The organism is Algoriphagus yeomjeoni (assembly GCF_049821175.1).
Lineage (GTDB): Bacteria > Bacteroidota > Bacteroidia > Cytophagales > Cyclobacteriaceae > Algoriphagus > Algoriphagus yeomjeoni_A.
Map to the genome: position 1 here is coordinate 4,697,121 of NZ_CP187512.1, position 23,300 is coordinate 4,720,420.

Consider the following 23,300-nt stretch of genomic DNA (forward strand, 5'->3'; position numbering starts at 1 on the left):
AAAGACAAATTATAGACACATGAAGATCACACCAGCAGCCATTCGGCAAAAAACCTTTGAAGTAGGATTCAGAGGATATGAGAAAAAAGAGGTAACAGCATTTCTGGACGAAATCTCTGAAGTGGTTGATCAGCTCCACAAAGAAAATATGGAGCTTAAAACTAAGCTTCAAAATACAGAAACAGAGGCAAAGCGATTGAAGGATGTGGAGGAATCACTTTTCCGAACCCTCAAAACCGCTGAAGATACCGGAGCTGCAATAATTGTCGAAGCTAATGAAGCTGCTGATTTGATTATCGCCGATGCAAATGAAACTGCGGATAATGCGACCAAGCATATAGATCAAATGATAGCAGAATCCAGAAAACAAACTGAGGATCAAGCAGCAGCAATTATTGGAGCGGCCGAGGCAAAAGCAAAAGAGACTATTGTGGAGCTACGAGAAAGTATGCAGGGTTTAGTTCGCTCCTATGAAGGCCTAGCCGAGCAAAGAGAAGCTATGGTTAAAAGTCTGAAGCGAATAGCCCAAGACACGTTGAATCAAATAGATCTATCGGAAGCGCATTACACAAGAATCGATGCAAAGGCTCATGCCCGAGCGATTGATGAACTGAGCCGGTCACAAACATTCACTTTTGGCAATCTTGAAAATCTTGGGTACGAAGAAGAGGAGCTGGTAGAGGAAGAAAGCGAAGATAGCCCATTAGCTGAAATGGAAGTGATAGAAGAAAACTTGGAGCTAGAGGACCACGATTCAACTCCTGACTTGGAAATGGAAAGGGAACCGGATCCAGAAGAAGAGTTGGAATTAGAAGATACCAAGATGCAGCTGGAAGACGAGTTTTTAGAAGAAGATATAGAAGAACTTGAAGCGGAGAAAGTAAAAAAACCATTAGAAGAACCTATGAAGCCTCAGGCATCTCAACCGAAATTCACGGATGATCCAAAGAACCAATCGGGTTCATTCTTTGACCAATTTGACTAATGGGAAAAGTAAGCTTAGAGGGGATTGAATTTCATGCTTACCACGGAGCCTATCCAGAGGAGTCTGTTTTAGGAAACCGATTTACATTGGACTTAGAACTGGAAACGGAGTTTAGACAGGCGATGCTGCATGACGACTTGAGTGCTACTGTCGATTATTCCAAATTGTACAAACTGATCAAAGCCAGAATGGATGTGAAAGTGAAATTATTGGAACATCTGGGGCATATGATCGTGACCGATATACTGGAAGCCTATCCCAAAACCACACAAATCAGATTAACACTCAAAAAGCATCACCCAGCACTTGGCGGATTGGTAAGTTTCTCTTCCGTACAAATTCAATATCCTGAAGATTATGCTTAAGTATTTACTTCTAGCCCTAGTTGTTTTGGTTTCTTTTGGAAATCTCAGAGCACAAGGAGAAGCCTATCAGTTTTTTACCAATAAAGGAAAAAAAATTGAGCTAAAAGATGTGTTGAAGCAAGCAAAGGATGTGGATGCAGTTTTCTTTGGAGAACTTCATCATAACAGTTTGGGTCATTGGTTGCAGCTGCAAGTCTTGAAAGGGTTGCATGCCGAAAACCCTGATTTGGTCGTAGGCTCTGAGATTTTTGAGCGGGAAGATCAGTTGAATCTGGACGAATGGTTTTCAGGTCAAATAACCGAGAGCAATTTCGAAGCTGAGGCGAATCTTTGGAAAAATTACACCTCTGATTATCGTCCTGTTTTGCGCTACGCAAAGGAGAAGGGATTAAGATTTATTGCTACAAACGTACCAAGAAAGTACGCCTCCCTTGTCAGCAAGAAAGGACTAGCCGCTTTAGATTCCTTATCGCCTCCGGCTAAGAATTATTTTGCAAAGCTTCCCATAATGATTGATATGAATATGCCTGGATATGTAGCAATGAAAGATATAATGCATGGTGCTCCAGGTAATTCGGATTTTATGATTCAAGCCCAAGCTTTGAAAGATGCAACCATGGCAGAGTCACTTTTTGGGTCAATTTATGAAGGAAAGCAGATTTACCATATCAATGGATCTTATCATACCAAAGATGGAGAAGGTATTTTATTGTATTTGAAAAGAGAGTTTCCAGATCTGAAAATTTTGGATATCCATATGGTCACTCAAGATCAATTGGATAAGCTAGATGATGCAAATGCCAAAGCCGGAGAAATTGTTCTTGTCCTACCTAGCGATAGCCATACAACTTATTAATCTTGTATAAAAAAGCAGAAACATCGAGAATCCGTTCGGAGTTTTGGATTGCTTTTGGGCAATACATGAAGCCAATTCCGAATGCAGAAGGAAGAAGAATCAACTGGCCAAATTACAAGACAGGAGTAAGAAATATCTATTTCCGGATGAAAGCCGAGAATGATTTTGCTTCAATTGGAATCGAAATTGGCCATCAGGATGAGGAATTGCAGGAATTGTATTTTGATCAATTTGCGCAGTTCAGAAAGATGCTAGAAGCGACACTTGGTGAGGAGTGGAGTTGGAAATTATTGGATCAAAATGAATTTGGGCAACCTGTATCGAGGATTGAAAAAGTCTTGCCCAATGTGAATGTGATGGATTCTAGCGATTGGCCAGAGATTATCTCATTCCTCAAGCCCAGAATTATTGCGTTGGATGAATTTTGGGAGAATGTAAAACCGGGGTTTGAGAGTTAAGATTGCCCTTTCGAACCAATAGGTTCCATCTAATCAAAACTACAATGGTCTAGAGATATTTGTTTTGCTTTTTTAGAGTAGGTAAATTGTTTTGAATCTCCCAATTTCCTGCAGATTTCAAATGCCCTGTAAGGGCTCAATAACAAAGCGATGGGTGCAGCCCATCGCAATAGTGAAGCATCTCTCGAACAAGAGCCCTGAAAGGGTGTAATTAAAATTAATAAGACTAATTTCCATTATCCCCAAACATACCTCTCATCATAGTCCACTTTATATTTTTTTAAAAATGCTCTGTATTCCTCTTGAAAAGTTCTGCTTTCATGATGCTCTCGTTGGTTTTGAATATAAATACAAACAGTTTCAATCTGGCTCGGATTAACTGAAAATGCGCCGTAGCCATCTTGCCAATAAAAATTACTAAGTTCTTGATCACGCTTTTTCATCCATTTGGAGGAATCCGTTTTTACTTCTTCCAACAAGTTAACAATAGTCATGTGCTTACTAAGAAGACATAGAATGTGAACATGATCTAAATATCCGCCTACTTTAAGTGGAGTACAATCATGCGCTTTGCAAACTCCTCCAAGGTATTTGAAGAGTTCATCTTCATAGTTTTTTTTAATAAACGGTTGCCTGTTTTTTGTGCTAAAAATAATATGCACAAAATTTTTCACGAGTGATTGTCCCATAGCTTATTGCGCCCTTTCAGGGCTTTAAAAATGAAATCTACTTATTTCTAACAATGGCCTAGCGACCATTGCTGAAATATATTACCCTTTCAGGGCTAATAAATATAATCTAAAATAATGCGTTTCAGGTGTCTTAGAAACTGATTTCATAAATCCGACTACCTTCAAAAAGATCACGGAAAAGTAAAAGAATTTCTAGAACTTCCATATCTGTGGTGCTTTAGATTTCCTAGAAGGATTGTTTCTTCAATTATTAAAAGAAATTGTCCTCAACGGTCTCAAATCATACTTTATTTAACCTTTTTGGCAGGAGATTAAAACCCTCGCTTTACATACTTCAACTCTTCAATTGTCCGTACTCCATTTTCTGTCATTGCCAGCCATAGGTTAATTTCATTGCCTTCTCGCTTCATTGTCAAGCCATGAAAGTACACAGCATCTTCCCCAACTTCCACCAAACGAAATGTGGTCCATTTGTCTTTTTCCTCCCACGGAGAAAGGTCGGCGTTGAAATGTTTGAGTTTTAGAGAAAAAGTATCTCCCTCTTGGACGATATTCATGAATTCAGAAAAGACAAGCTTTCCTTCACTCCAAAAGCGAAAAGTTCCTACCATATTTCCGTCTACCTCAGGCATCCAGACTTCCTCACATTCTCCACCAAATCCAGTTCCTGTCCAAAAACCTTCTAGCCAATCTAGGTCAGAGACATTTCCTTTTCCGGGTTCTTGATCTTTTTCAAGTTGCTTTACTTGAGAAAATACAGAGATTGAAAAAAGGAAGATAATGGAGAATAGAAGTGATTTTTTCATGGGAAGGATGATTTGAAAACTTCCTGAATTTAAATAAAAGATTTACGCTTATGGGATTTCAAGAACTTAAGAAAGCAAAAGCTGAAACGGGCTTCGACTTCGCTCAGCCTGACAGACCTTAACCATGCATTTTAAAATTGGTCTGAAAAAGTAATCAATCGGGTCTGTTTAAGAATATTCGCCGCGTCGTTGTGCCGCCGCGAAAAAGAAATTAAAAGCTTAATTAATCTTACACATCGTGACGCTTCGGGATCTCGGGATTCACAAAAGTAAACCCACGGGCTTCGTCACCTTCAAAAAAATCTATCTGCATGCCCATCAGAAACATGTAGTGCTTTTTTTCTATCAAAACTGGAATTCCTGCCAATTCAAATTTTTGATCTTCCTCTTTTGGCTTGTCAAAACCCAATGCATAAGACATTCCGCCACATCCACCGCCTTTTACCCCAACACGAAGGTGGTAATCAGCCGGAATATTCTTATTAGCCATGATATTTTTGATCTCGGCCTCTGCCTTTTCTGTGATCTTTATTGGGATTATCATGTGGGAGAAATGTTTTTGGCAGGGAATTGGTTCGCGAGAATACAAATTTACATTCCCCTGAAGTTTTCTAACGGGGATAATTTGTGCAAATTCGAGTTTAATCCCCAAAAATGGAATACGCAGTCGATTTATTGAAAATTCTTTTGCCAGCTGGCATTGTCCTTTATGGCATGTATCTCGTGGTTGTTTCTTTTCTTTCCAAGGAAAGAGAAAAAACACTGGTAGAGTTGAAAACCCAAAATTCTCAAACCATTCTTCCCATTCGTTTGCAGGCCGCAGAGCGGATTTGCCTTTTCTTAGAGCGAATTACCCCAAATAATTTGGTAAGAAGATCTAATCCAGGAGGGCTTACTTCCGGTGAATTGCATTCGCTTTTGCTTGCAGAAGTTCGTGAAGAATTCAATCATAATTTTTCTCAGCAGGTATACTTTTCCGAGGAAACCTGGGAAGCAGTGAAGCGTGCAGTGGAGGAAGTGACCACTATAATCAATCAAAGCCGCCAAATGCTGAATGAGGAAGCTACTGGAATAGATATGGCAAAGGCGATTTTTGCACAAGCATTGGAGAGAAAAAACGATCCCGTTGGATATGCGTTGAAACAAGTGAAATCAGAGATTCAAATTTACTTTTGAGAATGAGCAGCTTCAAAGCAAAGACTTCCGCAACTATCGATAATGCCAAAGCACTTTTTGGCAAGAAGGTAGATGCACTCGTAAAACAAAAAGAAACAGTTACGGAGTTAATTGCTGGAGTTGGTAGTAAGATTTCAAGTGTGGGTGATAATCCACGCGTAAAAAAACTGATTGAGCCTGTTTCTATATTTATCCGAATGATAAAAGCGCATTTCAGCGGAGTACATAAAATGACCAACAGCACGCTAGGTTTGGTGCTTTTAGCGTTGGTTTATTTTGTTTCTCCCATTGATATCATTCCTGACTTTTTGGGATTCTTTGGCTTTGCAGATGATCTAAGCGTTGTCTTGGCCATTTATGCCAAAGTAAAAGATGAGATTGAGGATTTTTTGGATTGGGAGAGAACTCAAGACTAGATAGTTCTGTTAGTTCCCAAAATCACATGGAATGCTAGACCAAGAAATTACTTTGATCACGACTGCGCTTTTGGCGACAGGTCAGACATATTCAGAATTCCGGGAAATGACGGTGCGTTTGGTAGAAGAGAATAAAACTACTGGCCCAAATCAGTCCGAGAGTTATCTGAACTATACCAAGATGAATTTGCAGCGAATGAATCGCTGGGACAAAACAATAAAAGTTGCTCCAGAGCTGGAGAAATTAGTAGCTTCAATTTCTTCTCCACAAGTTTGGCTGGTGATTTCTGAAGCCTGGTGCGGGGATGGCGCTCAGACTATTCCTTTTATGGCAAAGCTCGCAGCTTTGAACCCGAAGATTGAGTTGAGGATAGTGCTGCGGGATGAAAATCCTGAATTGATGGATGCTTATCTAACCGAAGGAGCGCGTTCAATTCCTATTTTGATTGCCTTAAGTGGTGACTTGAGTAAGGAGCTTTTTGTTTGGGGCCCGAGGCCTCAGTTTCTTCAGAATCGCCTAAAAGCTTATAAACTCGATCCTCAAAATATTACGTCCAAAGAGTTTTCTGATGGAACTCATCTTTGGTACGCAAGAGATAAAAACAAAGCGATTGCAGAGGAATTGACTCCGTTGATTGCTGAAACGATATAAACTATGCGAATCGCCCTAATTTCCGGAGCTTCAGGCCTTGTTGGAAAGGCATTACTTCACCAGCTTTTTAAAAGTGAGGACTACGACTACGTTTTAAGCGTTGGTCGTAGAAAGCTTGCTATTAAGCAGCAGAAGCTTGTTCAGGTTGAAGGTGATATGGCGAACATTGACAGCTGGGATTGGGAAGGTAAAATATCCTCACAGAGTTTAAGCGGAGAGTATTTTCCTTTGATAGATTCTTTAAGCAAAAAAACAGCTGAAATTCATGCTTTCTGCTCATTAGGGACAACCATCAAGCAAGCAGGGTCAAAAGAGAAGTTTTTTGCGATAGACCATGATCTGGTCATTTCATTTGCTAAGTGTACAAAAGCTTTGGGAGCATCCAAATTTCTCTATGTTTCTTCCTCTGGAGCTGATGCTAAATCTTCGATTTTTTACAGCCAGACAAAAGGTAAAACTGAGGATGATTTAAAAGCTATAAGCTTTGATTACCTGGGTTTGTTCAGGCCATCCTTACTGATGGGGAACCGTACTGAGTTCCGATTTGGAGAGCAAGTAGCCCAAGTAGTGATGAAGCCTCTGATCTGGTTGAAGCTTTTTAAAAATATCCGTCCGATTTACGATTATCAAGTTGCAAAAGGCATGGTCAAAACTGCTTTGGCTACTAAATCAAAGTCAGAAGAAATTATAAGCTCAGGCGAACTACAAGATCTAAGCAAATGATAGTAGTTATTCAACGGGTATCTGAAGCATCAGTAAAAATTGATGGCAAAATCAAAGCAGAAATATCAGCTGGATTGTTGATTTTAGTGGGAATTGAAGAATCAGATAGCCAGGAAGATATTGGCTGGCTTTCAAAAAAAATCGTGAACCTCCGCATTTTTCCCGATGAAAATGAAGTGATGAATAAAAGCTTGCTCGATATCAACGGCGAGATTTTATTGATCTCCCAATTCACTCTTCACGCCAGTACTAAAAAGGGGAATCGACCTTCTTACATTAAAGCTGCGAGACCGGAAATTGCTATTCCATTGTTTGAACAGATGATCCAGACTTTGGAATTGGATTTGGGGAAAGCGATCGGGACAGGCGAATTCGGTGCTGATATGAAAGTTTCTTTGGTGAATGATGGCCCCGTTACCATTTTGATGGATAGTAAGAATAAGGTCTAACTCATCGACAGGTAAGAACAGGATAGGTTAGAGACCAGATTCTCTACTTTAGGGAAGTATTGCTTAACTTTTGCTTACTCTGATCCTGTCCATGAAAACCCAATCTCTTCTTAAGTTTTTCGCTTTTACTCTACTCATTTCTCAATTGCTATACGGCTGCAGCAAGCCTAATCAGGAATCCAGTGAAAGCCAAATAAAGCCGAATGTGATCATCATTCTTGCCGATCAATGGAGAGCTCAGGAAGTGGGATACATGGGAAATACGCAAATCAAAACTCCAAACTTAGACAAGCTTGCTTCTGAGAGTTTGATTTTTGAAAATACAGTTACTACCATGGCTGTTTGTGCGCCATGGCGAGCGAGTTTTTTAACTGGGCAATATCCTTTGACCCATGGTGTTTTTTACAATGATAAACCTTTGCCAAATGAAGCTCTGACTATGGCGGAGATCTATAAGGATCAGGGATACGCAACAGGATATATTGGAAAATGGCATTTGAATGGCCATGAGAGAGGAGAGCATCATTTCAGTTCGAGGGATTTGCCGGTGCCAAAGGATAGGAGGCAGGGCTTTGATTACTGGAAGGTCAGAGAGGTGACACACAACTATAACAATAGCTTTTATTTCGACGAAAATGACGAGAAGCACATATGGGAAGGGTACGATGTTTTTCCTCAGACCGATAGTGCGATTAGCTATATCCAAAAGAATAAAGAGAATCCGTTCGTGCTGATGTTGTCCTATGGACCACCGCATGACCCTTATTTTTCTGCACCTAAAGAGTTTCAGGATTTATATGACGCCAGTACATTGGAAGTTCGTCCAAATGTCCCAGAAGCTTTACAAGACTCCGCGAGAAGGGTTATGGCTGGTTATTATGCGCATGCTTCGGCGATAGATTTTGCGATTGGAAATTTATTGGAGGCCTTGGATAAAGCGGGAATTGCGGATAATACGATTCTGGTTTTCACATCCGAGCATGGGGATATGCTCATGTCCAAGGGAGTTCTGAAAAAGCAAAGACCCTATGATGAGGCGATTAAAGTCCCGATGTTGATCCGGTATCCTGCAAAATTTGGAGAGAAAAGCAGAAAAGTAAATGACCCAATTGGAACGCCAGATTTATTACCTACGCTACTCGGGTTAAGTGATATTGCTTCTCCTGAGAGTATAGAGGGTCAGGATTTTTCCGGTGAGTTGCTAGCTGGAGAAGATTTGGGAAACGAAGCTGCGCTAATTATGCTTCCCGTGCCTTTTCACGAGTGGAAATTCCAAAACGGAGGAAGAGAGTTTCGAGGTATTCGGACCAAGAAATATACTTACGTAAAAGATTTAAAAGGTCCTTGGTTGCTCTATGACAATGAAAAAGATCCATACCAGCAAAATAACTTAGTCAATGATCCAGCATTTTCGGAACTGCAAAATCAGCTGGAAAATATTTTGATAGAAAAATTGAAAGCTACAAATGATACTTTCCTGCCGGCTGATGAGTATATGATTCAGTATAATTATCTCTATGATGCGCAGGACAGCCTTCGCAAACCGGATTATTTGGAAGTTAATCGATAGCTCTATTTGTTTTAATGAAGTCTGGTTTTGACCGTTTCGGAGATTTTGCCAATCTTCAATTTTCAAATCGCTCTATTTTGTCAACCTCACTTCTAAGCATCCATTCCGCACAAGTTCTAACCAAGGGAAAACAAGTTTTTGAATCTCTAGATTTCAATTGGACAAAAGGTCAGAATTGGGCTATTATCGGCAATTCTGGAGCAGAGATGACTGCTTTTATAGAAACTATCCGAGGAAATTCAGTCATCCCGACTGGTGAGATTATCCGGCCTTTTGCAGCAGGATACACAGAACAGAAAACTCAGTCAGGTGAAATCAACTCCTTCCGAGATCTGATTGCCTACGTTTCGCAGCGCTACGAAATCCGGAATAAATCGAATCAGCAGAACTTCTATTTTCAGCAGCGCTTTAATTCTTCGGAGTCAAGTGATACAGCTACCGTACGGGAGTATTTATCTGAAGTGAATGCGAAGGTGGCTGGTCCGTGGACGTTGGAGAAAGTGTCTGAATTGTTGCATTTAGAGAATCTATTGGAAAAGTCACTGCTTTTGCTTTCCAATGGTGAAACAAGACGATTAGCTTTAGGCTTGGGGCTCATGCGTCAGCCAAAAATCTACCTGATGGATCAGCCGATGACTGGATTGGATGTAAAAAGCAGGGAAGAATTTGGAGAGATTTTGAAGGTTATAATTTCGAAAGGAGTGCAAGTCTTATTAACCACTTCGGCGAAAGAAATCCCCACAGGAATCACACATGTTGCCAAGTTAAGTGGAAAAGGTATCGAGAAGAGTTGGGAGGTGGCCGAATTTCATCTGACTACCAAGCATGAGCAAAATTTATCCTGCGATTGGGAGCTTTTAGATTCTCTTTTACCAAAAAGGCCACATGAAAATGAAGAGGTAATACGTCTTGAAAACCTCACAATCAAATATGGGGAAAAACAGATTCTAAAAAACCTTAGCTGGGGAGTGAGATCCGGTGAACGCTGGTTGCTCAAAGGATCCAATGGTTCCGGGAAATCTACTTTGATTAGTCTGTTGATAGGGGAAAACCCTCAAGCTTATTCTCAAAATTTGTGGCTTTTTGGCCGTAAGCGAGGGACTGGTGAAAGTATTTGGGATGTGAAGCGACCTACGGGTTTTGTAGCTCCCGAACTCAGCCGATTTTTTCCTACTAACCAAACCTGTCGCAAAGTCATCCTTTCAGGACTTTTCGATACCATGGGTTTATACAAAAAAGTAACAGCTGAGCAGGAAGCTTTAGCTGATTCCTGGATGAAACTTTTTCAACTGGAAAGCTTTGCAAACATTCCAATTAATCGACTTTCTCTGGAAAACCAAAGATGGACTTTGCTGGCTAGAGCGCTGATCAAGCAACCTGAACTTCTGATTCTCGATGAGGCCTCTCAGGGAATGGATGAGTTTCAGCGAAGACTATTTAAAGATACTGTACAGCAAATCTGCGAGCGCAGTAATATTACTTTGATCTATGTCAGCCATTACGCTGAGGACGTGCCTGAGGCGGTCGGGAAGGTGATTGAGTTGGGATAGGTGTTGCTTTCGATAGATTATTTTGCCCTTTCAGGGCTTTAAAAATGAATTATACCTGTTCATCACAACGGCCTGGCGACCTTTGCTTTGGTATGATGCCCTTTCAGGGCTAGTGAATATAATTTATTCTGATTGAAATACTTGACCTGTGGTTGTTTGTACGGGTGTCTCAGGAATTTCAAAACCCTACTTTAATCCAATTCGATTCAACTTCGGATAATTTCCTTACGCTTCCCAGTCCTAAACTAACGGCAGCGTATCTTTTACCTACGAGTTCGGATCTGGAGATGCGGCAGAGAGTCTTTTTTAGTGGGAGTTCGCAACCAAAAGATACGACGACGGATCTTTTAAATACTCCATCGGATCTGAAGATGCGGCGCTGGATGATTTTCAATTCATGGATGTATCAAAAGGATACGTCGTCGTTTGTTTGAGATACGCGATCGTTGTTTTTGGGTTGGATTACCTTGATTTCCCTAAAGGGGGCATAGTCCAGATAAAAGGATAAGCATAAAATATTGGGTTAGTTGGAATTTATTCTTGCTCCACCTTCACCCCCTCAAACATCACCTCATTCTCACTTACTCTTAATTCTTTTCCGCTCAATGTAGTCACATTCTTCAGAACCACTTCTTTGGTAAGGACATAAGGATATTTTTCTTCGTAAGAATCATCTTTCCTTTCTGAATTGAAATTCCCGAAAATAGCTGGTCCTTGGTATTCTTCGGGGTGATTGGAGTCATCGATTTTTAGATTTTCGATAATAATTTGCTCTGGCATATAGCAGGTGTAGCCAAAGTCATGTTGACCGGAATTGGAGCCATTTATCAAGGAGGCGCTGTATGTTTTTCCACCATTTGGCACAAACGTACAATCACGAATAATTAATTTTCCTTCCCAAGTACTTCCATAATCCGAGCGAAGGTTGATCAGGCTCCTTCCTCTGATTTCTGAATTTTCCACAGTAAATGTTCCAGTACCAATTGCATTGATTCCCATATGTCCTAGTGTGGAGTTCCTGATGGTTGCATTAGCTACGCCCATGTGGGCATCGAAACGGGATAGGGTGCATTTATCGAAAAGCAGATTCTTACTATAGTTTGAACCCATAATCCCCCAATACGTGCTGTCATCGATGTCATTAGTCTGTTTACAGTTGATAAATGATACATTCAGAGATCGGTTGACGATAATGTCGTAAGTACCCATAGTTACCGGCTTCCCTGCGGCGCCTATGGTTGAGAAGGTTTTGTGGCCTGTCAAGATGGTGTTTTTCACCGTCACGAAGGCAGCTTTGCTAATATTGATAAACCCATTATATGGAGCACCATGATCGCCTTCTCCTATGATACGATGTTCTAAGGACTCAATCAGTACATTGGAGCGCTGTATAGAGATATTTCTACTGTAATAGTTGTACTTCGATTCCTCCAGATTGGCTAGTGTGGTGAAAATGCCTCCTTTGATGGTCAGCAACTTTTCATCAATCGGTAAAGCAGTGATTTCGGTTATCTGATCAAAATCCCAAATGATGGGCGCATTGCCATCTACATTGCCTTCTTTATCCACTAAGAAAATATCCGTTTGCGGAGCACCATTGTTTTGGTTTAGTCCATATCGGATATACTTCATCTCCTTGGAATTGGTGACGGTGATCAAAGAAGGACTGGGTAAAGTGATATCGATCTTTTGCTGGTTTCTTTTCAGCGAAGTTATTCCCTCAGGTTTAAAAGGTTTCAGGCTTGAACTAACCAGGAAAACTGAAGCATTACGATTTTCGACTTCCCTGTCGTCAATTATGAATTTTGCTTGGGCAAAGTCAGTGTCAGTTTGTATGATCACTGGTTGATCTTTTCCACTTATATAATAAGTAGCGTCATCGTCTGCCTTCACCTTTAGCTTGTGTTTGTTGGCAAATTCATGAGTCGCTGAGATAGCAACTATATCATCGGTTTTTCCATCGCCTTTGGCACCAAAGTCACTGTATTTTACTAGCCCAGCAGCTATTATTTTTGTGGAAGCAGCTGTCGTCAAAGTTGAGTTTCCCATAGAAGCTTTTTCCGTATCAGAAAGCCAAAGCAAGGGAAATCTCACCGGCATATTCCGAATGACTTCGGGTGTATCAAAATCTGCATCAAGGGTATTCCAAAGGGCAAGATATTTTTCATTCTGATATGCCATGCCTCCAAAAAGTAAGAACGAATGGCGAACGGGCCATTTATCCCAATACATCACATCTTTTTGGTATGGCCAAGTGTTTTTGATTTCTACATAAGGAAAGAGGAATGAGATGCCTTTAGCCAGTGATTTACCGGTTGGAGATTGATAAGAGAATAAGTTCTCCTCATCTTCAGCATAGACCTGACAAAGTGTTGCCATGGCGTCCAGTGTAAAAAGGGAATAGCCATAGGGTTTGGTGCGTTTTAACTCAAGAGGGAAACTCCCGTCTTCTGCCATTTGGTCTGGGAGAAGCACGGTTTTATACATTTCCTTGCAGTAGTCCAGCACTTCTTGATTTCCCACAAGCTTTGCAAAAACTGCTGCCTGCATCGCCCAGCACACACTGTGATTATTGCCATGATCTCGCTCATCAATGCCATAAGGATGCGTAGTAATCCAAGTTAAATATTCAGAAAACCAATCTTTCATCTGTTGTATTTCTGAGGCAGGGATGACTTCCGACCCTTCTACAGCTTGAATTGCTTTGGCCACTTCCATGAGATGGATGGTGTCAATGATTCCGATTCCTCGACCGCTCACTTTGCCTTTGATGGCTTGCGCATAAAGCAAATTTGGGTTCATTCTCGTGGCTTCGTCTATAAACCAAGCCTTGAGATGTGGAGCCAAAGCTTTGACATATTTATCGTCTTTGGTAACCAAATAAGCCGAAGCTAGAGCACCTGAAATCTGGCTAAAGCGAATCATTGCTTCTCGGTGTGCTGTGAAATTTTCTGGATTCGTCAATCCATCTCTTTGGATGTAAGGGCCATCTGGATTTGCAGGATCTGGCCACCAATAGTCTCCTTCAGAATAGAAATCATGAATCCCTCCAGCACTTCTAGTACTGGATTCAGCAGTGACGGTGATTGGTTTTTCCTTGGCATACTCTTCAGCCAGTCGAATGACTCGAGTCCTTTCTTTTGCGAAGTAATCTGTGGTGGTATTCTCCGTCTTTTGGTGAGTAAAAGATGAGCTAAATGTAAAAAGTAAAATAAGGATGCATTGAATCATTTTGGGTCAATTAGGTAAAGAGAACTTAAGATGCAATTTATTAGGGTCCTTTAAAAGAGTTTTAACCACAGTGGTCGCAGAGAATTCCCAAATGGGATTGCTTTGCAATTAACTTATTCCTGATAAGGAATTGTGCGACCTCCCTTTCATGATTATTTAAGTCTAAGTTCTTTAAAGTTATTAATATCTCCTTTCTGTGACAGATGTCACTATCCTTTTAGATGATTTTTTCGTTATTGAAAACATGAACTACTATATAACAACAACCATAGAGGGTGACTTCAATCAAGTGATAGAAAAAGTCACAGAAGAATTGAAAAAAGAGGGATTTGGAGTGCTGACAACTATTGATATGAAGGCTACACTCAAGAAGAAACTGGGTGTGGATTTTTATAACTATCAAATATTAGGTGCCTGTAATCCGCCAAATGCATTTAAAGCCTTGCAAGCAGAAGATAAAATTGGCTTGATGCTTCCATGTAATTTGATCGTGCAAGAAAAAGAAGCTGGTCAGATCGAAGTTTCAGCAGTGGATCCAGTGGTCTCCATGATGGGGGTTAAGAATGAAGGCTTGGAATCTGTAGCAGTAGAAGTGCGGGATAGCTTGAGAAAGGTAATCGCCGCACTGGCGTAACCTAGTATACATTTATTTTACTTAGCTTGGGGAGACGCAGTCTAATTTTTAGCACTTTGCGCTCTTCAGGATTTGTAAAACTAAATCAGGTTGGAGGTTTTTTTTGATACCAGAAAACCAGCTTGATCATTCAGTTAGTTTTTATTTTCCAAGAAATCTAGGATGGTAATATCTAGTAGATCTTGTGGTTTTTTCATGTAAATCAACTCCGATCAACCTGTTTTTTTAACAAGCTGGTAGTATTGGGTTTGATTTATTGATGATCATTTCTTAAATCATGCAATAGCCTAAAATTGTATGAAAAGTAGAAGGTCATTTATTCAAAAGCTTGGAGTTGGGATAGCTATTCCTAGTCTGGTTTCATTTAGATCTTCTGAAGAAAGCACGTTGAAGTATATTGATCAGTCGTTAAATGGAGAAGATTTTTGGAGTGAGATCCGCAAGCAATTTCCTCTAAAAGAGAGCAGAGTTTATTTGAATAATGGCACTTTCGGCCCATCACCTCAGGTGGTTTTGGATGCTTTGCAAAGCTCATTTGTCGAAACAAATACCAGTGGGGAATATGGTCATATAGAGCCCGAGCGTGAGAAATTGGCTGCTTTTGTTGGAATCAAGACGTCTGAGATTTCACTCACTCATAATACGACCGAGGGTATTAACATCATGTGCTGGGGACTTCCACTGAAAGCGGGAGATGAGATTATTATCACCTTGCATGAGCATGTGGGGAATGCTTTGCCTTGGCTCAATAGAGCAAAATTACACGGGATTACTCTGAAGCCTTTTGAACCAAAAGCTACTCAAGCTGAGAATTTGGATCTGATCAAAAGCTTAGTTACACCAAAGACAAAAGTTATCGCTATTCCTCATGTTACCTGTACAACGGGTTTGGTTTTTCCAATCAAGGAAATTTCGGCGTTCGCCCGAAGCAAAGGGATTTTCACAGCAATAGATGGAGCACATGGAGCTGGGACATTCAATCTTGACCTACATGATCTTGGTTGCGATCTCTATGCCAGCAGTTATCATAAGTGGGTTTTAGGTCCAAATGGAACAGGTTTCCTATATGTCAGAGAGGAGATTCTGGAGCAAGTACAAGCCTATCAAGTAGGGGCGTATTCGGATTTGGGTTGGGACATGTATCAAAATCCACCGGAGCTCAAAGGCTATGTTCCAACAGCCCATCGCTTTGATTATGGTAGTCAAAGTCTTCCTATGATGAAGGGAGCTGTGGCCGCGACGTACTTTCATGCAGAAATTGGCAAAGGAAAAGTTGAAGCCAGAGTTCGAGAATTGAATCAATACCTCTTCGATGGGCTAGATGAAATGAATTCGTTATTGGATGTTTTAAGTCCTTCAGAATCGGAATCGAGAATCTCTATGGTGAATTTCAAGCCTAAGAAAATGAATTTCCAGGAAGCTGCTGGCTTGATTAGCAAAGAGGGTTTCCGGATTCGTCAAGTTCCTGAAAGCAAGTTGGATGCTATCCGGATTTCAACTCACATTTATAACAGTAAAGCTGAGATTGATAGTTTTTTGGAGGTAACTAAAAAGGTGCTGGGTTAGGATTTTTAACCGGAAAGAACACAGTATTTTATCAAACAAAGGGGAGTCGAAGTCGATCATTACTTTTTCTTCTTCGCTTTTGCCCTTTGTTCAGCTTCTTCAGCTCTGAATTTTGCAATGTCAGCGATTAACTTCAAAGGCAAGGGCTTGTCATAAGGAATCTGAATTGCACCTTTTGAAGTCACGAAACCTTCCAGCTCTTTCTTGAATTCACTCACGCCACTATTTGTAGGATAAAAGCCAATGTGTTTTTTCGCGGCGGCGAAATAAACCAAATCTTCCGTGGTCTTGTATGATGGCATGTGATAACTGATTACTTCTTTGGCATTTGGAAGTGCTTTGAGGATTGTAGCACGAATTTGCTCCAGCTTTTCCCGAATTTCAGGTGAGAACCAGCTTAGGTATTCTTCGACTGAGGAAGGTTTTGGGTTCATCAATTTTTTGAGATTTTAGATATTAGACTTAAGATTCAAGACTTTTCAATTAAAATCAGTCCAGCTTATTGGCAGCTGGAACCAATTTAGCTTTCAAATCCGGTTCTGCCATATCCTTATCCAACGGGAACATCGGGCGATTGATACGCTTATAACCTAAACGCTCCAAGTCCTGATCTACACCACCAGGCGTTAAAGCCATGATCCAATCTGCTCGAATATCGTAAAGTTCTGGCACCAAATACCCGATTTTTACAACTACTATATCAGCTTCTCTAGGCTTCAATCCAAGGTTAGTGAAGTCACTTTCTCTATGATAAGGCTTACGCTTTTTGGTTACAATTACATGCACAGAACCTACTTTCACTACAACTTCAACTTCCGCTGCGCCATCACCTTCTTTGATCGCTTCCACGGTTCCTTTTAGCATTACAGGCGGGGCAAATCTATCGTCAATCGCTGCGCCGGCAGTCCCCTCTACATTTCCTCCAACTCCTGCTGCAATTGCCTTTTCTACAAACTCAGGCCCTGGGATGGAAGCATAAATCAAAATAGGGCCATTTTCAGTTTTGAATTCTGGTCTTTTCAGGATTTCTGTCAAAGTCCAAGTCACATCACCGGCACCACCTGCAGTTGGGTTGTCACCCATATCTGATATCATGAATGGCTTCTTGTCACTTGCAATGGCCATATCCAGGCTTTCTTCCAAAGTAGCGACCGGCGCAACAAACTCAAATTCATTCCGCACATCCCAAAAGCTCTGAGCCAATTCTTCTGCAGATTCTGTTACAGCTTTCTCGTCATCTCCAGTCACCATCACGACTGCATGATTTCTTGGCTCATCTGCCCAAGCGTAGCCAATCCAAATCGCAGCATCGATCACGCCTTCCTTTTTGGTCATCGGATCTACTTTTGCATAAAGGCTTTTGCCTGGATCAATTCTCGTACTTGTCTTTTCGCCAGGAAGTAAGATTGGAACAGGTATCCAAGCCTTGTAAGCAGGTTTTCCTTTTCCACTTTCCAAGCGATCCAACATATTCTCAACAGCTCTTTGCTTAGATTCCAATGCGTCCTCATGTGGTGCCATTCTATAGCAAGTGATTAGGTCGGTGTTTTGTGCCAATCTCCAAGAGACATTTCCGTGCAAATCCATAGAAGTGGAAATCAAGGTCTCCGACCCAACTACCTCTCGAACACGGATAATAAAATCACCTTCTGGATCATCTAAACCCACCACACTCATTGCTCCATGGATATCGAAGAAAAGTCCATCGTAAGGAAGGTTTTCTTTGAGCATATCTAAGGTCTTCCCCACAAGCTCTTCGTATGCTTCACGAGTAACAATACCACCCGGGATGGCATGACCACGTAAGGTTGGGAACCATTCCGCTCTTCCTCTATCCGTCGAAGCAGAATCCAAGAAAGGATAATATTTGAAAATATCGTTTCCTTCTCTAGTTCGGAAAGCAGCCACATCACTAGTCGCTGGTGAAAAAGTACTGGATTCTATAGCCAAACCTGCGATGGCTATGCGTGGAAGTGGCCTTGATTCCTCCTTCGTCGAGCACGAAATGCTAACTAAAATGGTGAAAAGAATTGCGATAAATTTGTTCATAGCTGATGGCTAGTTTATGTTTCAAGTGAAAAAGATATTTGCCTATATCAGCTTTCAATTTAAACTAACATCTCGAAACATTATCAAAATTTTCTAAGAATGCTCTGATTCTAAATCAATATTTTTTTTAAAGATCTCTCAGTTTCGATCTGATCGACTTGCAAGGATCTGGGTGGTATGTGCAAATCTATCCAGCCAGCCTCGGTGATCTTTTCTGATGAAAGTCACTAAGACCGTACCTACAAACCAAATCGCCAAGAAAAGCAGGTAGAGGAAAAGATAAAGTCTGTTGTCAAATCTAGTATCGATCAGAAATTTAGAGACTTCGCCTACTAAAAAAGGAAGGATCAAAAACACACCATATCGCGCAATAAGAACCTTATAAGTAAGCTTCATGCCATCCATTCTGATGATTCGGATTCCGAGTAACTTTTTTCCAAAAGTCTGACCGTTAGTGATTTTGCTCACGAAAATAAAGTAAAAGAATATCAACCCTACTTTCATTATAGAAAGTACCCATACGTTCTCAGTTAGCCCTTCTATGACATAGGAAGTAAATAAAATTACCAGTAGAGAGTCTACAAAGATTGCTAAAAATCGCTGGGTCAAAGTTACATTGCTTCGATTCAAAAGAGGTTTGCTGGAAACATTAGGAAGGACATCTGAGTATCGGGCAATTACAAAACCTATAAAACATCCAAATGTATTGGTGAACAAGTCATCCACCTCAAAATGGCGGAATCTGCATGGATACAAGCCATAAATCGCTGTGAGCTGCGTGACCTCAAAGAAAAGTGAAGTCAGAAATCCGATCAAAGTTACCAGCCAGGCATTCTTAATTTGGAACAAATACCTGAGAAAAAAGCCCAAAGGCATCAATAGTAAAACATTGAATGCAGTTACCTTGAAGGTGGTACTTTTCACTATACCGAAGAGGGAGATATTTCCCTGAACTTCTCGAAAGGTGTCTTTGATAAAACGGAAGGGAAAATAACTTGGGATAAATCTTCCAGCTCTTACTTCGCAGAAATCAGCAGTTATTTCCGGTAAGGGAAGCAACGTCAAAAAGAATGCTGTCATGGAGTAAAATGCAAAAACATAGAACACCAAACTCCTGTTGAACTGGACATATCCTATTTTCTTATATTGAAAGTAGGCGTAGGGTACAAAGCTCAAAACAGCTGCTAATGGAAAATAGAGGATGGATGTTCGAATAACCTCAAAATATTGATTCATGCACTCTGTTTTAGCGTCACTGAAAGGGCTTTTATTTTTTTGCACCTTTCTATTAAAAGAAAACAGTTAACAATAACTGATCCTTTTAGACACGAATTCAACAGATAGTACAAGGATAGATTGTTAATTTTGACTAAATCATTCCCATACTATGAAAGACGAAATCTCATTAAAAGAAGCTCAAGCTCAAGTTGATCATTGGATCAAAACAGTTGGTGTCCGATACTTCAACGAGTTGACAAACATGACTATATTGATGGAAGAAGTAGGGGAATTAGCTAGAATCATGTCCCGAACGTATGGAGAGCAATCTTTCAAAGAATCAGATAAGGGTAAAGACCTCGGAGATGAAATGGCTGATGTACTTTGGGTGTTAATTTGCTTGGCAAATCAAACGGGTGTGGATCTTACGGAGGCTATGAAAAAGAACTTCGAAAAGAAGAATGTTCGTGACATAGATAGACATAAGAATAACGAGAAGCTGAAATAGGAATCGTATTATTTTTTGTCGTAAATCCCAGTATTTCCTTCTTCCAATAAAGGCATCAAATTCGCCACGATTTCGGGGTTTTCCGCCGCGATATTGATAGATTCTAATGGGTCTTTTTGATGATCGTAAAGCTCATTTGTCGGCTCAGCACCTCTAAAATACTTCGTTAATCTGTACCGATCTGTTTTCAAAGAAATTCCATTTTTGTAATAGGAGTAGGCTACATTTCCAGTTTGAGATTCTTCAGATTTTAGGAGCTTCGCAAAGCTTTCTCCATCCAAGCCTGCAGGCTTCTCTACTCCGGTCAATTCCATCAGTGTAGGATAGATATCCACAGACTCTACTATTGAATTATCGATTTTGGAGATGTTTGAACCCGGTATTTTAAAGATCAGCGCCGAATTTAAAGCATTTCCGAAAAGTGTATGCTTGCCCCAAATTTGCTGCTCTCCTAAATGCCAACCGTGATCTCCCCGGACGATTACGATCGTATTTTGATCTAGTTCCAGAGATTTCAATTCATCCAGAATCAACCCGATCTGCGCATCTGAGTAGCTTGCCGCCGCATAGTAGGCATGCTTGATTTTTCGCGCATACTCATCAGAAAGTACATTGTCCAATCCAGCTTTTTCCTCACCCAATTCATAGCCATTAAACTCACCACTTTCTTGCAAGCTAGCCTTTGCTACATTTTGCGGTTTTTCAGGATTTTCGGCCAAAGAGATTTGGTCTTCGTCGTATAGATCCCAGTATTTTTGCGGAGCAGTGAAAGGAAGATGAGGTTTAAATAGCCCCACACCTAAGAAAAATGGTTGAGAGCTGTTTTTCAATTCCTTAAGTTTTTTGATAGCTAATTGAGTGGTCAGACCATCCGGGTAGCCTAAGTCGTCGACAGCTGCAGCCTCGTAGGGTTTAACTTGCCGATTCTTACTTTGCCGGTTTTCACCGTCAGCATATGCGAAAAAAGCATTCCAACCAGTCCCCCACTTGCCAGGATCGAATAGGAATTCATCCCAACTATAGGGAAGTTCTTTTTTGTCAGAAACCTCCTCCTCATAGCCATACACATAGCCATCTGCCGAATGAGAGATTTTTCCCATTCCTACTGTGTAATAACCATTTCTTCTCAGATGATGGATAAATGTCTCTGGAAGTTCAGTTTCCTGTTTTACAGAAAATTCGTCCTGCATGATGTTGTTGCCCAATTCAGCAATTCGCCCAGGCCTTTTTCCTGTGAGAAAAGCAGCTCGAGATGCACCACAGGTCGGTACTTGTACAAAATGATTGGTGAAACTTACCCCTTGCGCTGCTAGTTTGTCTAAATTGGGAGTGATGATTGTACTGTTTTCAAAATGACCTAATTCTGAGCGAAGATCGTCTACTGCGATGAAAAGTATGTTGGGTTTGGTAGATTGAGCTACTGAATTTATGATGCAGCTAAACAATCCTAAAATAGAAAGAAAGTGTTTTGGGTTTGTGAAAAGGCTAGGCATAAATGATTTTAAAAGGAAAATAATATCAAAATGACATTCATTTTAATAGCCTTAGTAATTATACTTGAATCCCTTTTAAGGTTCCATTTTCCACTGTGCCAACTAGGCTAAATAAATCCAGTGTAAGACAAAAATCAATGTCCGAATCAATATTGTGATTTTGAAGTCGCTTTGCGTGGGAAGCTTGGGAAAGAAAGCCTTTTAAATCATGTCCTTCTTTTTCATAAAGTGATTTCATCGCTAGGGCTGCATCATCTTCAGCTTCATGTGTTCTTTCAAGCGCTTTAGCCAAAGCTCCTGCATAAAGGGAATCCTCCAAGTTGAATTTCCCTTTCCAGCCAGCGCAGTGAATTAGGACGTCTTTGCTACGTGATTGAATGTAGCTGACAGTTGCTTGAAGATTAGGAAAAGCACCAATCAGAATCTCATCGGCTCCAGTAGATTTGGAAATTGCCAAGGTGCCATTCGTAGTAGTCATAGCTAGCTTTTGATCTTGGTGTTTTCCAGAAAGATAGGCTAGGGGAGAATTACCTAATTGAAACCCATCGGCTTTGATGCCATTTCTTTCGCCAGCAATCAGATATCCTGAAGTTGCCATGGCTCTGCATTCTTCCAGGTCAGCGCATGTTTTTATTTCCGATATGCCATTTGCAAGTGCTGCAACCATGGTGGAAGTAGCACGAAATATATCGACCACCACCACGATTTTTCCCTGCAATTCATGCAAATGAATTAATTCTGGACTGAAACAGATTTCTACTTGTTGCATTTATTTTTTCAATAGTGGAAGTTTCTCCACTTGAGCTTTAAGGTTCTTATTTCTTACTTGAATGAAAATTTCGGTGCATGGTTTGCTGAATTCGGTTTTTACATAACCCATTCCAATTCCGACTCCCATGCTTGGAGATTGAGTACCTGAAGTCACCTCTCCGATCACCTCTCCAGCTGCATCTACAATTGGATAGTGTCCTCTAGGGATTCCTCTTTCTTGCATGATGAAGCCAACTAATTTCTTGCTAACACCAACTTCTTTTTGAGCTTTTAGGGCTTCAGAGTTGGTGAAGTCCTTGGTGAATTTGGTGATCCATCCTAATCCTGCTTCTAAAGGTGAAGTGGTATCGGTAATGTCATTTCCATACAAGCAATAGCCCATTTCCATTCTGAGTGTATCTCTTGCGCCTAGCCCGATTGGCTTGATGTCAAAGTCTTTTCCAGCTTCAAAAATAGCATTCCAAACCTTCTCAGCATCTTCGTTTTTCACGTAGATTTCAAATCCTCCTGCACCAGTGTAGCCAGTTCCAGAAATGATGACATCCTGAACTCCAGCAAATTCACCAACAGTGAAATGATAGAATTTAATTTCAGAAAGATTCACAGGAGTCAGTGCCTGTACAGCTTCGATGGCCTTTGGACCCTGAATAGCAAAAAGAGAGATCCCATCAGAGATATTGGTAAGCTTAGCCCCCATAGTATTGTGCTTATTAACCCAAGCCCAATCCTTATCAATATTGGAAGCATTGACCACAAGCATGTACTTCTCGTCTTCAAATTTGTAAACGATCAAATCATCTACAATTCCACCAGTTTCGTTTGGAAAGCAAGAATACTGCGCTTGTCCATTGACGATTTTGGAAGCGTCGTTTGATGTTACTTTTTGGATCAGGTTGAGTGCCTCAGGGCCTTCTACCATGAATTCTCCCATATGGGACACATCAAAAACTCCGACGCCATTTCTCACGCAAAGGTGCTCTTCATTATCAGAACTGTAACGCACAGGCATGTTGTATCCTGCAAAAGGCACCATTTTACCGCCAAGGGCAACGTGCAAGTCATTGAGTTGGATTTTTTTGATTTGCTCTTCCATAATCTGGGTTAATTTTCTAGTGGGCAAAGGTAAGGATTG

General features: G+C 40.7%; 24 protein-coding genes. 14 read left to right on the top strand and 10 right to left on the bottom strand.

Translation table 11 applies throughout. From position 1 onward, the window contains the following. Positions 1-19: 19 nt before the first annotated feature. From ACPUEN_RS19440 to ACPUEN_RS19455, 4 genes are read left to right on the top strand one after another with little or no spacing between them, the layout of a single operon-like run. Entirely contained in the window at positions 20-985 is a 966-nt protein-coding gene (locus tag ACPUEN_RS19440) for a DivIVA domain-containing protein (protein WP_425637594.1), read from the top strand. After that, the gene (gene folB, locus ACPUEN_RS19445) at positions 985-1,350 is read left to right on the top strand and encodes a dihydroneopterin aldolase (protein ID WP_425637595.1); all 366 of its coding nucleotides are present in this window, start codon (positions 985-987) and stop codon (positions 1,348-1,350) included. Before ACPUEN_RS19440 ends, folB begins: the two co-directional genes overlap by 1 nt. Then, the gene (locus ACPUEN_RS19450) at positions 1,343-2,206 is read left to right on the top strand and encodes a ChaN family lipoprotein (RefSeq protein WP_425637596.1); all 864 of its coding nucleotides are present in this window, start codon (positions 1,343-1,345) and stop codon (positions 2,204-2,206) included. The genes folB and ACPUEN_RS19450 overlap by 8 nt, the downstream gene beginning before the upstream one ends. Before the next feature lie 2 nt (positions 2,207-2,208). Next, complete coding sequence (locus tag ACPUEN_RS19455) at positions 2,209-2,664, top strand: DUF4268 domain-containing protein (RefSeq protein WP_425637597.1); 456 nt, start codon at positions 2,209-2,211, stop codon at positions 2,662-2,664. Positions 2,665-2,900: 236 nt separating this feature from the next. On the opposite strand, the gene tnpA is transcribed toward ACPUEN_RS19455, so the two are convergent. From tnpA to ACPUEN_RS19470, 3 genes are all read right to left on the bottom strand, one after another. Next, positions 2,901-3,353: an IS200/IS605 family transposase gene (tnpA, locus tag ACPUEN_RS19460; protein ID WP_425637598.1), complete on the bottom strand. Its 453-nt coding sequence runs from the start codon at positions 3,351-3,353 to the stop codon at positions 2,901-2,903. Between the two features lie 314 nt (positions 3,354-3,667). Beyond that, a complete protein-coding gene (locus tag ACPUEN_RS19465) occupies positions 3,668-4,162 on the bottom strand; it encodes a DUF6265 family protein (protein WP_425637599.1) in 495 nt (164 codons plus the stop codon). A 229-nt stretch (positions 4,163-4,391) separates the two neighbouring features. Further along, on the bottom strand, positions 4,392-4,706 hold the full coding sequence (locus ACPUEN_RS19470; protein ID WP_111612729.1) for a HesB/IscA family protein: 315 nt from the start codon (positions 4,704-4,706) through the stop codon (positions 4,392-4,394). A gap of 110 nt (positions 4,707-4,816) precedes the next feature. Here ACPUEN_RS19470 and ACPUEN_RS19475 point away from each other — a divergent pair, with 110 nt between their 5' ends. From ACPUEN_RS19475 to ACPUEN_RS19505, 7 genes are all read left to right on the top strand, one after another. After that, a complete protein-coding gene (locus ACPUEN_RS19475) occupies positions 4,817-5,338 on the top strand; it encodes a hypothetical protein (protein ID WP_425637600.1) in 522 nt (173 codons plus the stop codon). 2 nt (positions 5,339-5,340) lie between these two features. Continuing rightward, on the top strand, positions 5,341-5,754 hold the full coding sequence (locus tag ACPUEN_RS19480; RefSeq protein WP_425637601.1) for a YkvA family protein: 414 nt from the start codon (positions 5,341-5,343) through the stop codon (positions 5,752-5,754). Between the two features lie 31 nt (positions 5,755-5,785). Next, entirely contained in the window at positions 5,786-6,406 is a 621-nt protein-coding gene (locus ACPUEN_RS19485) for a thioredoxin family protein (protein WP_425637602.1), read from the top strand. Between the two features lie 3 nt (positions 6,407-6,409). Further along, positions 6,410-7,129: an NAD-dependent epimerase/dehydratase family protein gene (locus ACPUEN_RS19490; protein ID WP_425637603.1), complete on the top strand. Its 720-nt coding sequence runs from the start codon at positions 6,410-6,412 to the stop codon at positions 7,127-7,129. Continuing rightward, positions 7,126-7,578 carry a D-aminoacyl-tRNA deacylase gene (gene dtd / locus ACPUEN_RS19495; protein ID WP_425637604.1) on the top strand — a complete coding sequence of 151 codons (453 nt, stop codon included), beginning with the start codon at positions 7,126-7,128 and terminating at the stop codon, positions 7,576-7,578. Before ACPUEN_RS19490 ends, dtd begins: the two co-directional genes overlap by 4 nt. Before the next feature lie 91 nt (positions 7,579-7,669). After that, entirely contained in the window at positions 7,670-9,148 is a 1,479-nt protein-coding gene (locus ACPUEN_RS19500) for a sulfatase family protein (protein WP_425637605.1), read from the top strand. 77 nt (positions 9,149-9,225) lie between these two features. Continuing rightward, positions 9,226-10,698, top strand: coding sequence for an ATP-binding cassette domain-containing protein (locus tag ACPUEN_RS19505; protein ID WP_425637606.1), 1,473 nt, complete (start codon positions 9,226-9,228; stop codon positions 10,696-10,698). Between the two features lie 534 nt (positions 10,699-11,232). On the opposite strand, the gene ACPUEN_RS19510 is transcribed toward ACPUEN_RS19505, so the two are convergent. Then, positions 11,233-13,929, bottom strand: coding sequence for an alginate lyase family protein (locus ACPUEN_RS19510; protein WP_425637607.1), 2,697 nt, complete (start codon positions 13,927-13,929; stop codon positions 11,233-11,235). Positions 13,930-14,173: 244 nt separating this feature from the next. On the opposite strand from ACPUEN_RS19510, the gene ACPUEN_RS19515 reads away from it, so the two are divergent. Beyond that, a complete protein-coding gene (locus ACPUEN_RS19515) occupies positions 14,174-14,563 on the top strand; it encodes a DUF302 domain-containing protein (protein ID WP_425637608.1) in 390 nt (129 codons plus the stop codon). A 297-nt stretch (positions 14,564-14,860) separates the two neighbouring features. Beyond that, positions 14,861-16,129: an aminotransferase class V-fold PLP-dependent enzyme gene (locus ACPUEN_RS19520; protein WP_425637609.1), complete on the top strand. Its 1,269-nt coding sequence runs from the start codon at positions 14,861-14,863 to the stop codon at positions 16,127-16,129. A 59-nt stretch (positions 16,130-16,188) separates the two neighbouring features. Here the strand turns inward: ACPUEN_RS19520 and ACPUEN_RS19525 are convergent, their stop codons facing one another. The 3 genes from ACPUEN_RS19525 to ACPUEN_RS19535 form a co-directional block, all read right to left on the bottom strand. Next, positions 16,189-16,563 (bottom strand): iron chaperone, encoded by a 375-nt coding sequence (locus ACPUEN_RS19525; protein WP_425637610.1) that lies wholly within the window; start codon positions 16,561-16,563, stop codon positions 16,189-16,191. A 55-nt stretch (positions 16,564-16,618) separates the two neighbouring features. Further along, positions 16,619-18,178, bottom strand: a complete 1,560-nt coding sequence (locus ACPUEN_RS19530; protein ID WP_425637611.1) for a M81 family metallopeptidase — start codon at positions 18,176-18,178, stop codon at positions 16,619-16,621. Positions 18,179-18,316: 138 nt separating this feature from the next. After that, positions 18,317-19,414 (bottom strand): VanZ family protein, encoded by a 1,098-nt coding sequence (locus ACPUEN_RS19535; RefSeq protein WP_425637612.1) that lies wholly within the window; start codon positions 19,412-19,414, stop codon positions 18,317-18,319. A gap of 151 nt (positions 19,415-19,565) precedes the next feature. Between ACPUEN_RS19535 and ACPUEN_RS19540 the strand changes: the two genes are divergently transcribed. Then, entirely contained in the window at positions 19,566-19,904 is a 339-nt protein-coding gene (locus ACPUEN_RS19540; protein WP_425637613.1) for a nucleotide pyrophosphohydrolase, read from the top strand. A gap of 8 nt (positions 19,905-19,912) precedes the next feature. Here the strand turns inward: ACPUEN_RS19540 and ACPUEN_RS19545 are convergent, their stop codons facing one another. The 3 genes from ACPUEN_RS19545 to gcvT are packed head-to-tail and all read right to left on the bottom strand — an operon-like array spanning position 19,913 to position 23,261. Further along, entirely contained in the window at positions 19,913-21,397 is a 1,485-nt protein-coding gene (locus ACPUEN_RS19545) for a sulfatase (protein WP_425637614.1), read from the bottom strand. A gap of 58 nt (positions 21,398-21,455) precedes the next feature. After that, entirely contained in the window at positions 21,456-22,166 is a 711-nt protein-coding gene (locus tag ACPUEN_RS19550) for a 2-phosphosulfolactate phosphatase (protein ID WP_425637615.1), read from the bottom strand. After that, positions 22,167-23,261 (bottom strand): glycine cleavage system aminomethyltransferase GcvT, encoded by a 1,095-nt coding sequence (gene gcvT, locus ACPUEN_RS19555; RefSeq protein ID WP_425637616.1) that lies wholly within the window; start codon positions 23,259-23,261, stop codon positions 22,167-22,169. Between the last annotated feature and the right edge of the window lie 39 nt (positions 23,262-23,300).

Coding starts and splice junctions, on each gene's coding strand:
- ACPUEN_RS19490 (WP_425637603.1), top strand. CDS start 6,410: ATGCGAATCGCCCTAATTTCCGGAGCTTCAGGCCTTGTTGGAAAGGCA.
- ACPUEN_RS19545 (WP_425637614.1), bottom strand. CDS start 21,397: ATGCCTAGCCTTTTCACAAACCCAAAACACTTTCTTTCTATTTTAGGA.
- ACPUEN_RS19540 (WP_425637613.1), top strand. CDS start 19,566: ATGAAAGACGAAATCTCATTAAAAGAAGCTCAAGCTCAAGTTGATCAT.
- ACPUEN_RS19500 (WP_425637605.1), top strand. CDS start 7,670: ATGAAAACCCAATCTCTTCTTAAGTTTTTCGCTTTTACTCTACTCATT.
- dtd (WP_425637604.1), top strand. CDS start 7,126: ATGATAGTAGTTATTCAACGGGTATCTGAAGCATCAGTAAAAATTGAT.
- ACPUEN_RS19485 (WP_425637602.1), top strand. CDS start 5,786: ATGCTAGACCAAGAAATTACTTTGATCACGACTGCGCTTTTGGCGACA.
- ACPUEN_RS19475 (WP_425637600.1), top strand. CDS start 4,817: ATGGAATACGCAGTCGATTTATTGAAAATTCTTTTGCCAGCTGGCATT.
- ACPUEN_RS19525 (WP_425637610.1), bottom strand. CDS start 16,563: ATGAACCCAAAACCTTCCTCAGTCGAAGAATACCTAAGCTGGTTCTCA.
- ACPUEN_RS19520 (WP_425637609.1), top strand. CDS start 14,861: ATGAAAAGTAGAAGGTCATTTATTCAAAAGCTTGGAGTTGGGATAGCT.
- ACPUEN_RS19535 (WP_425637612.1), bottom strand. CDS start 19,414: ATGAATCAATATTTTGAGGTTATTCGAACATCCATCCTCTATTTTCCA.
- ACPUEN_RS19470 (WP_111612729.1), bottom strand. CDS start 4,706: ATGATAATCCCAATAAAGATCACAGAAAAGGCAGAGGCCGAGATCAAA.
- gcvT (WP_425637616.1), bottom strand. CDS start 23,261: ATGGAAGAGCAAATCAAAAAAATCCAACTCAATGACTTGCACGTTGCC.
- ACPUEN_RS19515 (WP_425637608.1), top strand. CDS start 14,174: ATGAACTACTATATAACAACAACCATAGAGGGTGACTTCAATCAAGTG.
- ACPUEN_RS19465 (WP_425637599.1), bottom strand. CDS start 4,162: ATGAAAAAATCACTTCTATTCTCCATTATCTTCCTTTTTTCAATCTCT.
- tnpA (WP_425637598.1), bottom strand. CDS start 3,353: ATGGGACAATCACTCGTGAAAAATTTTGTGCATATTATTTTTAGCACA.
- ACPUEN_RS19440 (WP_425637594.1), top strand. CDS start 20: ATGAAGATCACACCAGCAGCCATTCGGCAAAAAACCTTTGAAGTAGGA.
- ACPUEN_RS19480 (WP_425637601.1), top strand. CDS start 5,341: ATGAGCAGCTTCAAAGCAAAGACTTCCGCAACTATCGATAATGCCAAA.
- ACPUEN_RS19450 (WP_425637596.1), top strand. CDS start 1,343: ATGCTTAAGTATTTACTTCTAGCCCTAGTTGTTTTGGTTTCTTTTGGA.
- folB (WP_425637595.1), top strand. CDS start 985: ATGGGAAAAGTAAGCTTAGAGGGGATTGAATTTCATGCTTACCACGGA.
- ACPUEN_RS19530 (WP_425637611.1), bottom strand. CDS start 18,178: ATGAACAAATTTATCGCAATTCTTTTCACCATTTTAGTTAGCATTTCG.
- ACPUEN_RS19550 (WP_425637615.1), bottom strand. CDS start 22,166: ATGCAACAAGTAGAAATCTGTTTCAGTCCAGAATTAATTCATTTGCAT.
- ACPUEN_RS19510 (WP_425637607.1), bottom strand. CDS start 13,929: ATGATTCAATGCATCCTTATTTTACTTTTTACATTTAGCTCATCTTTT.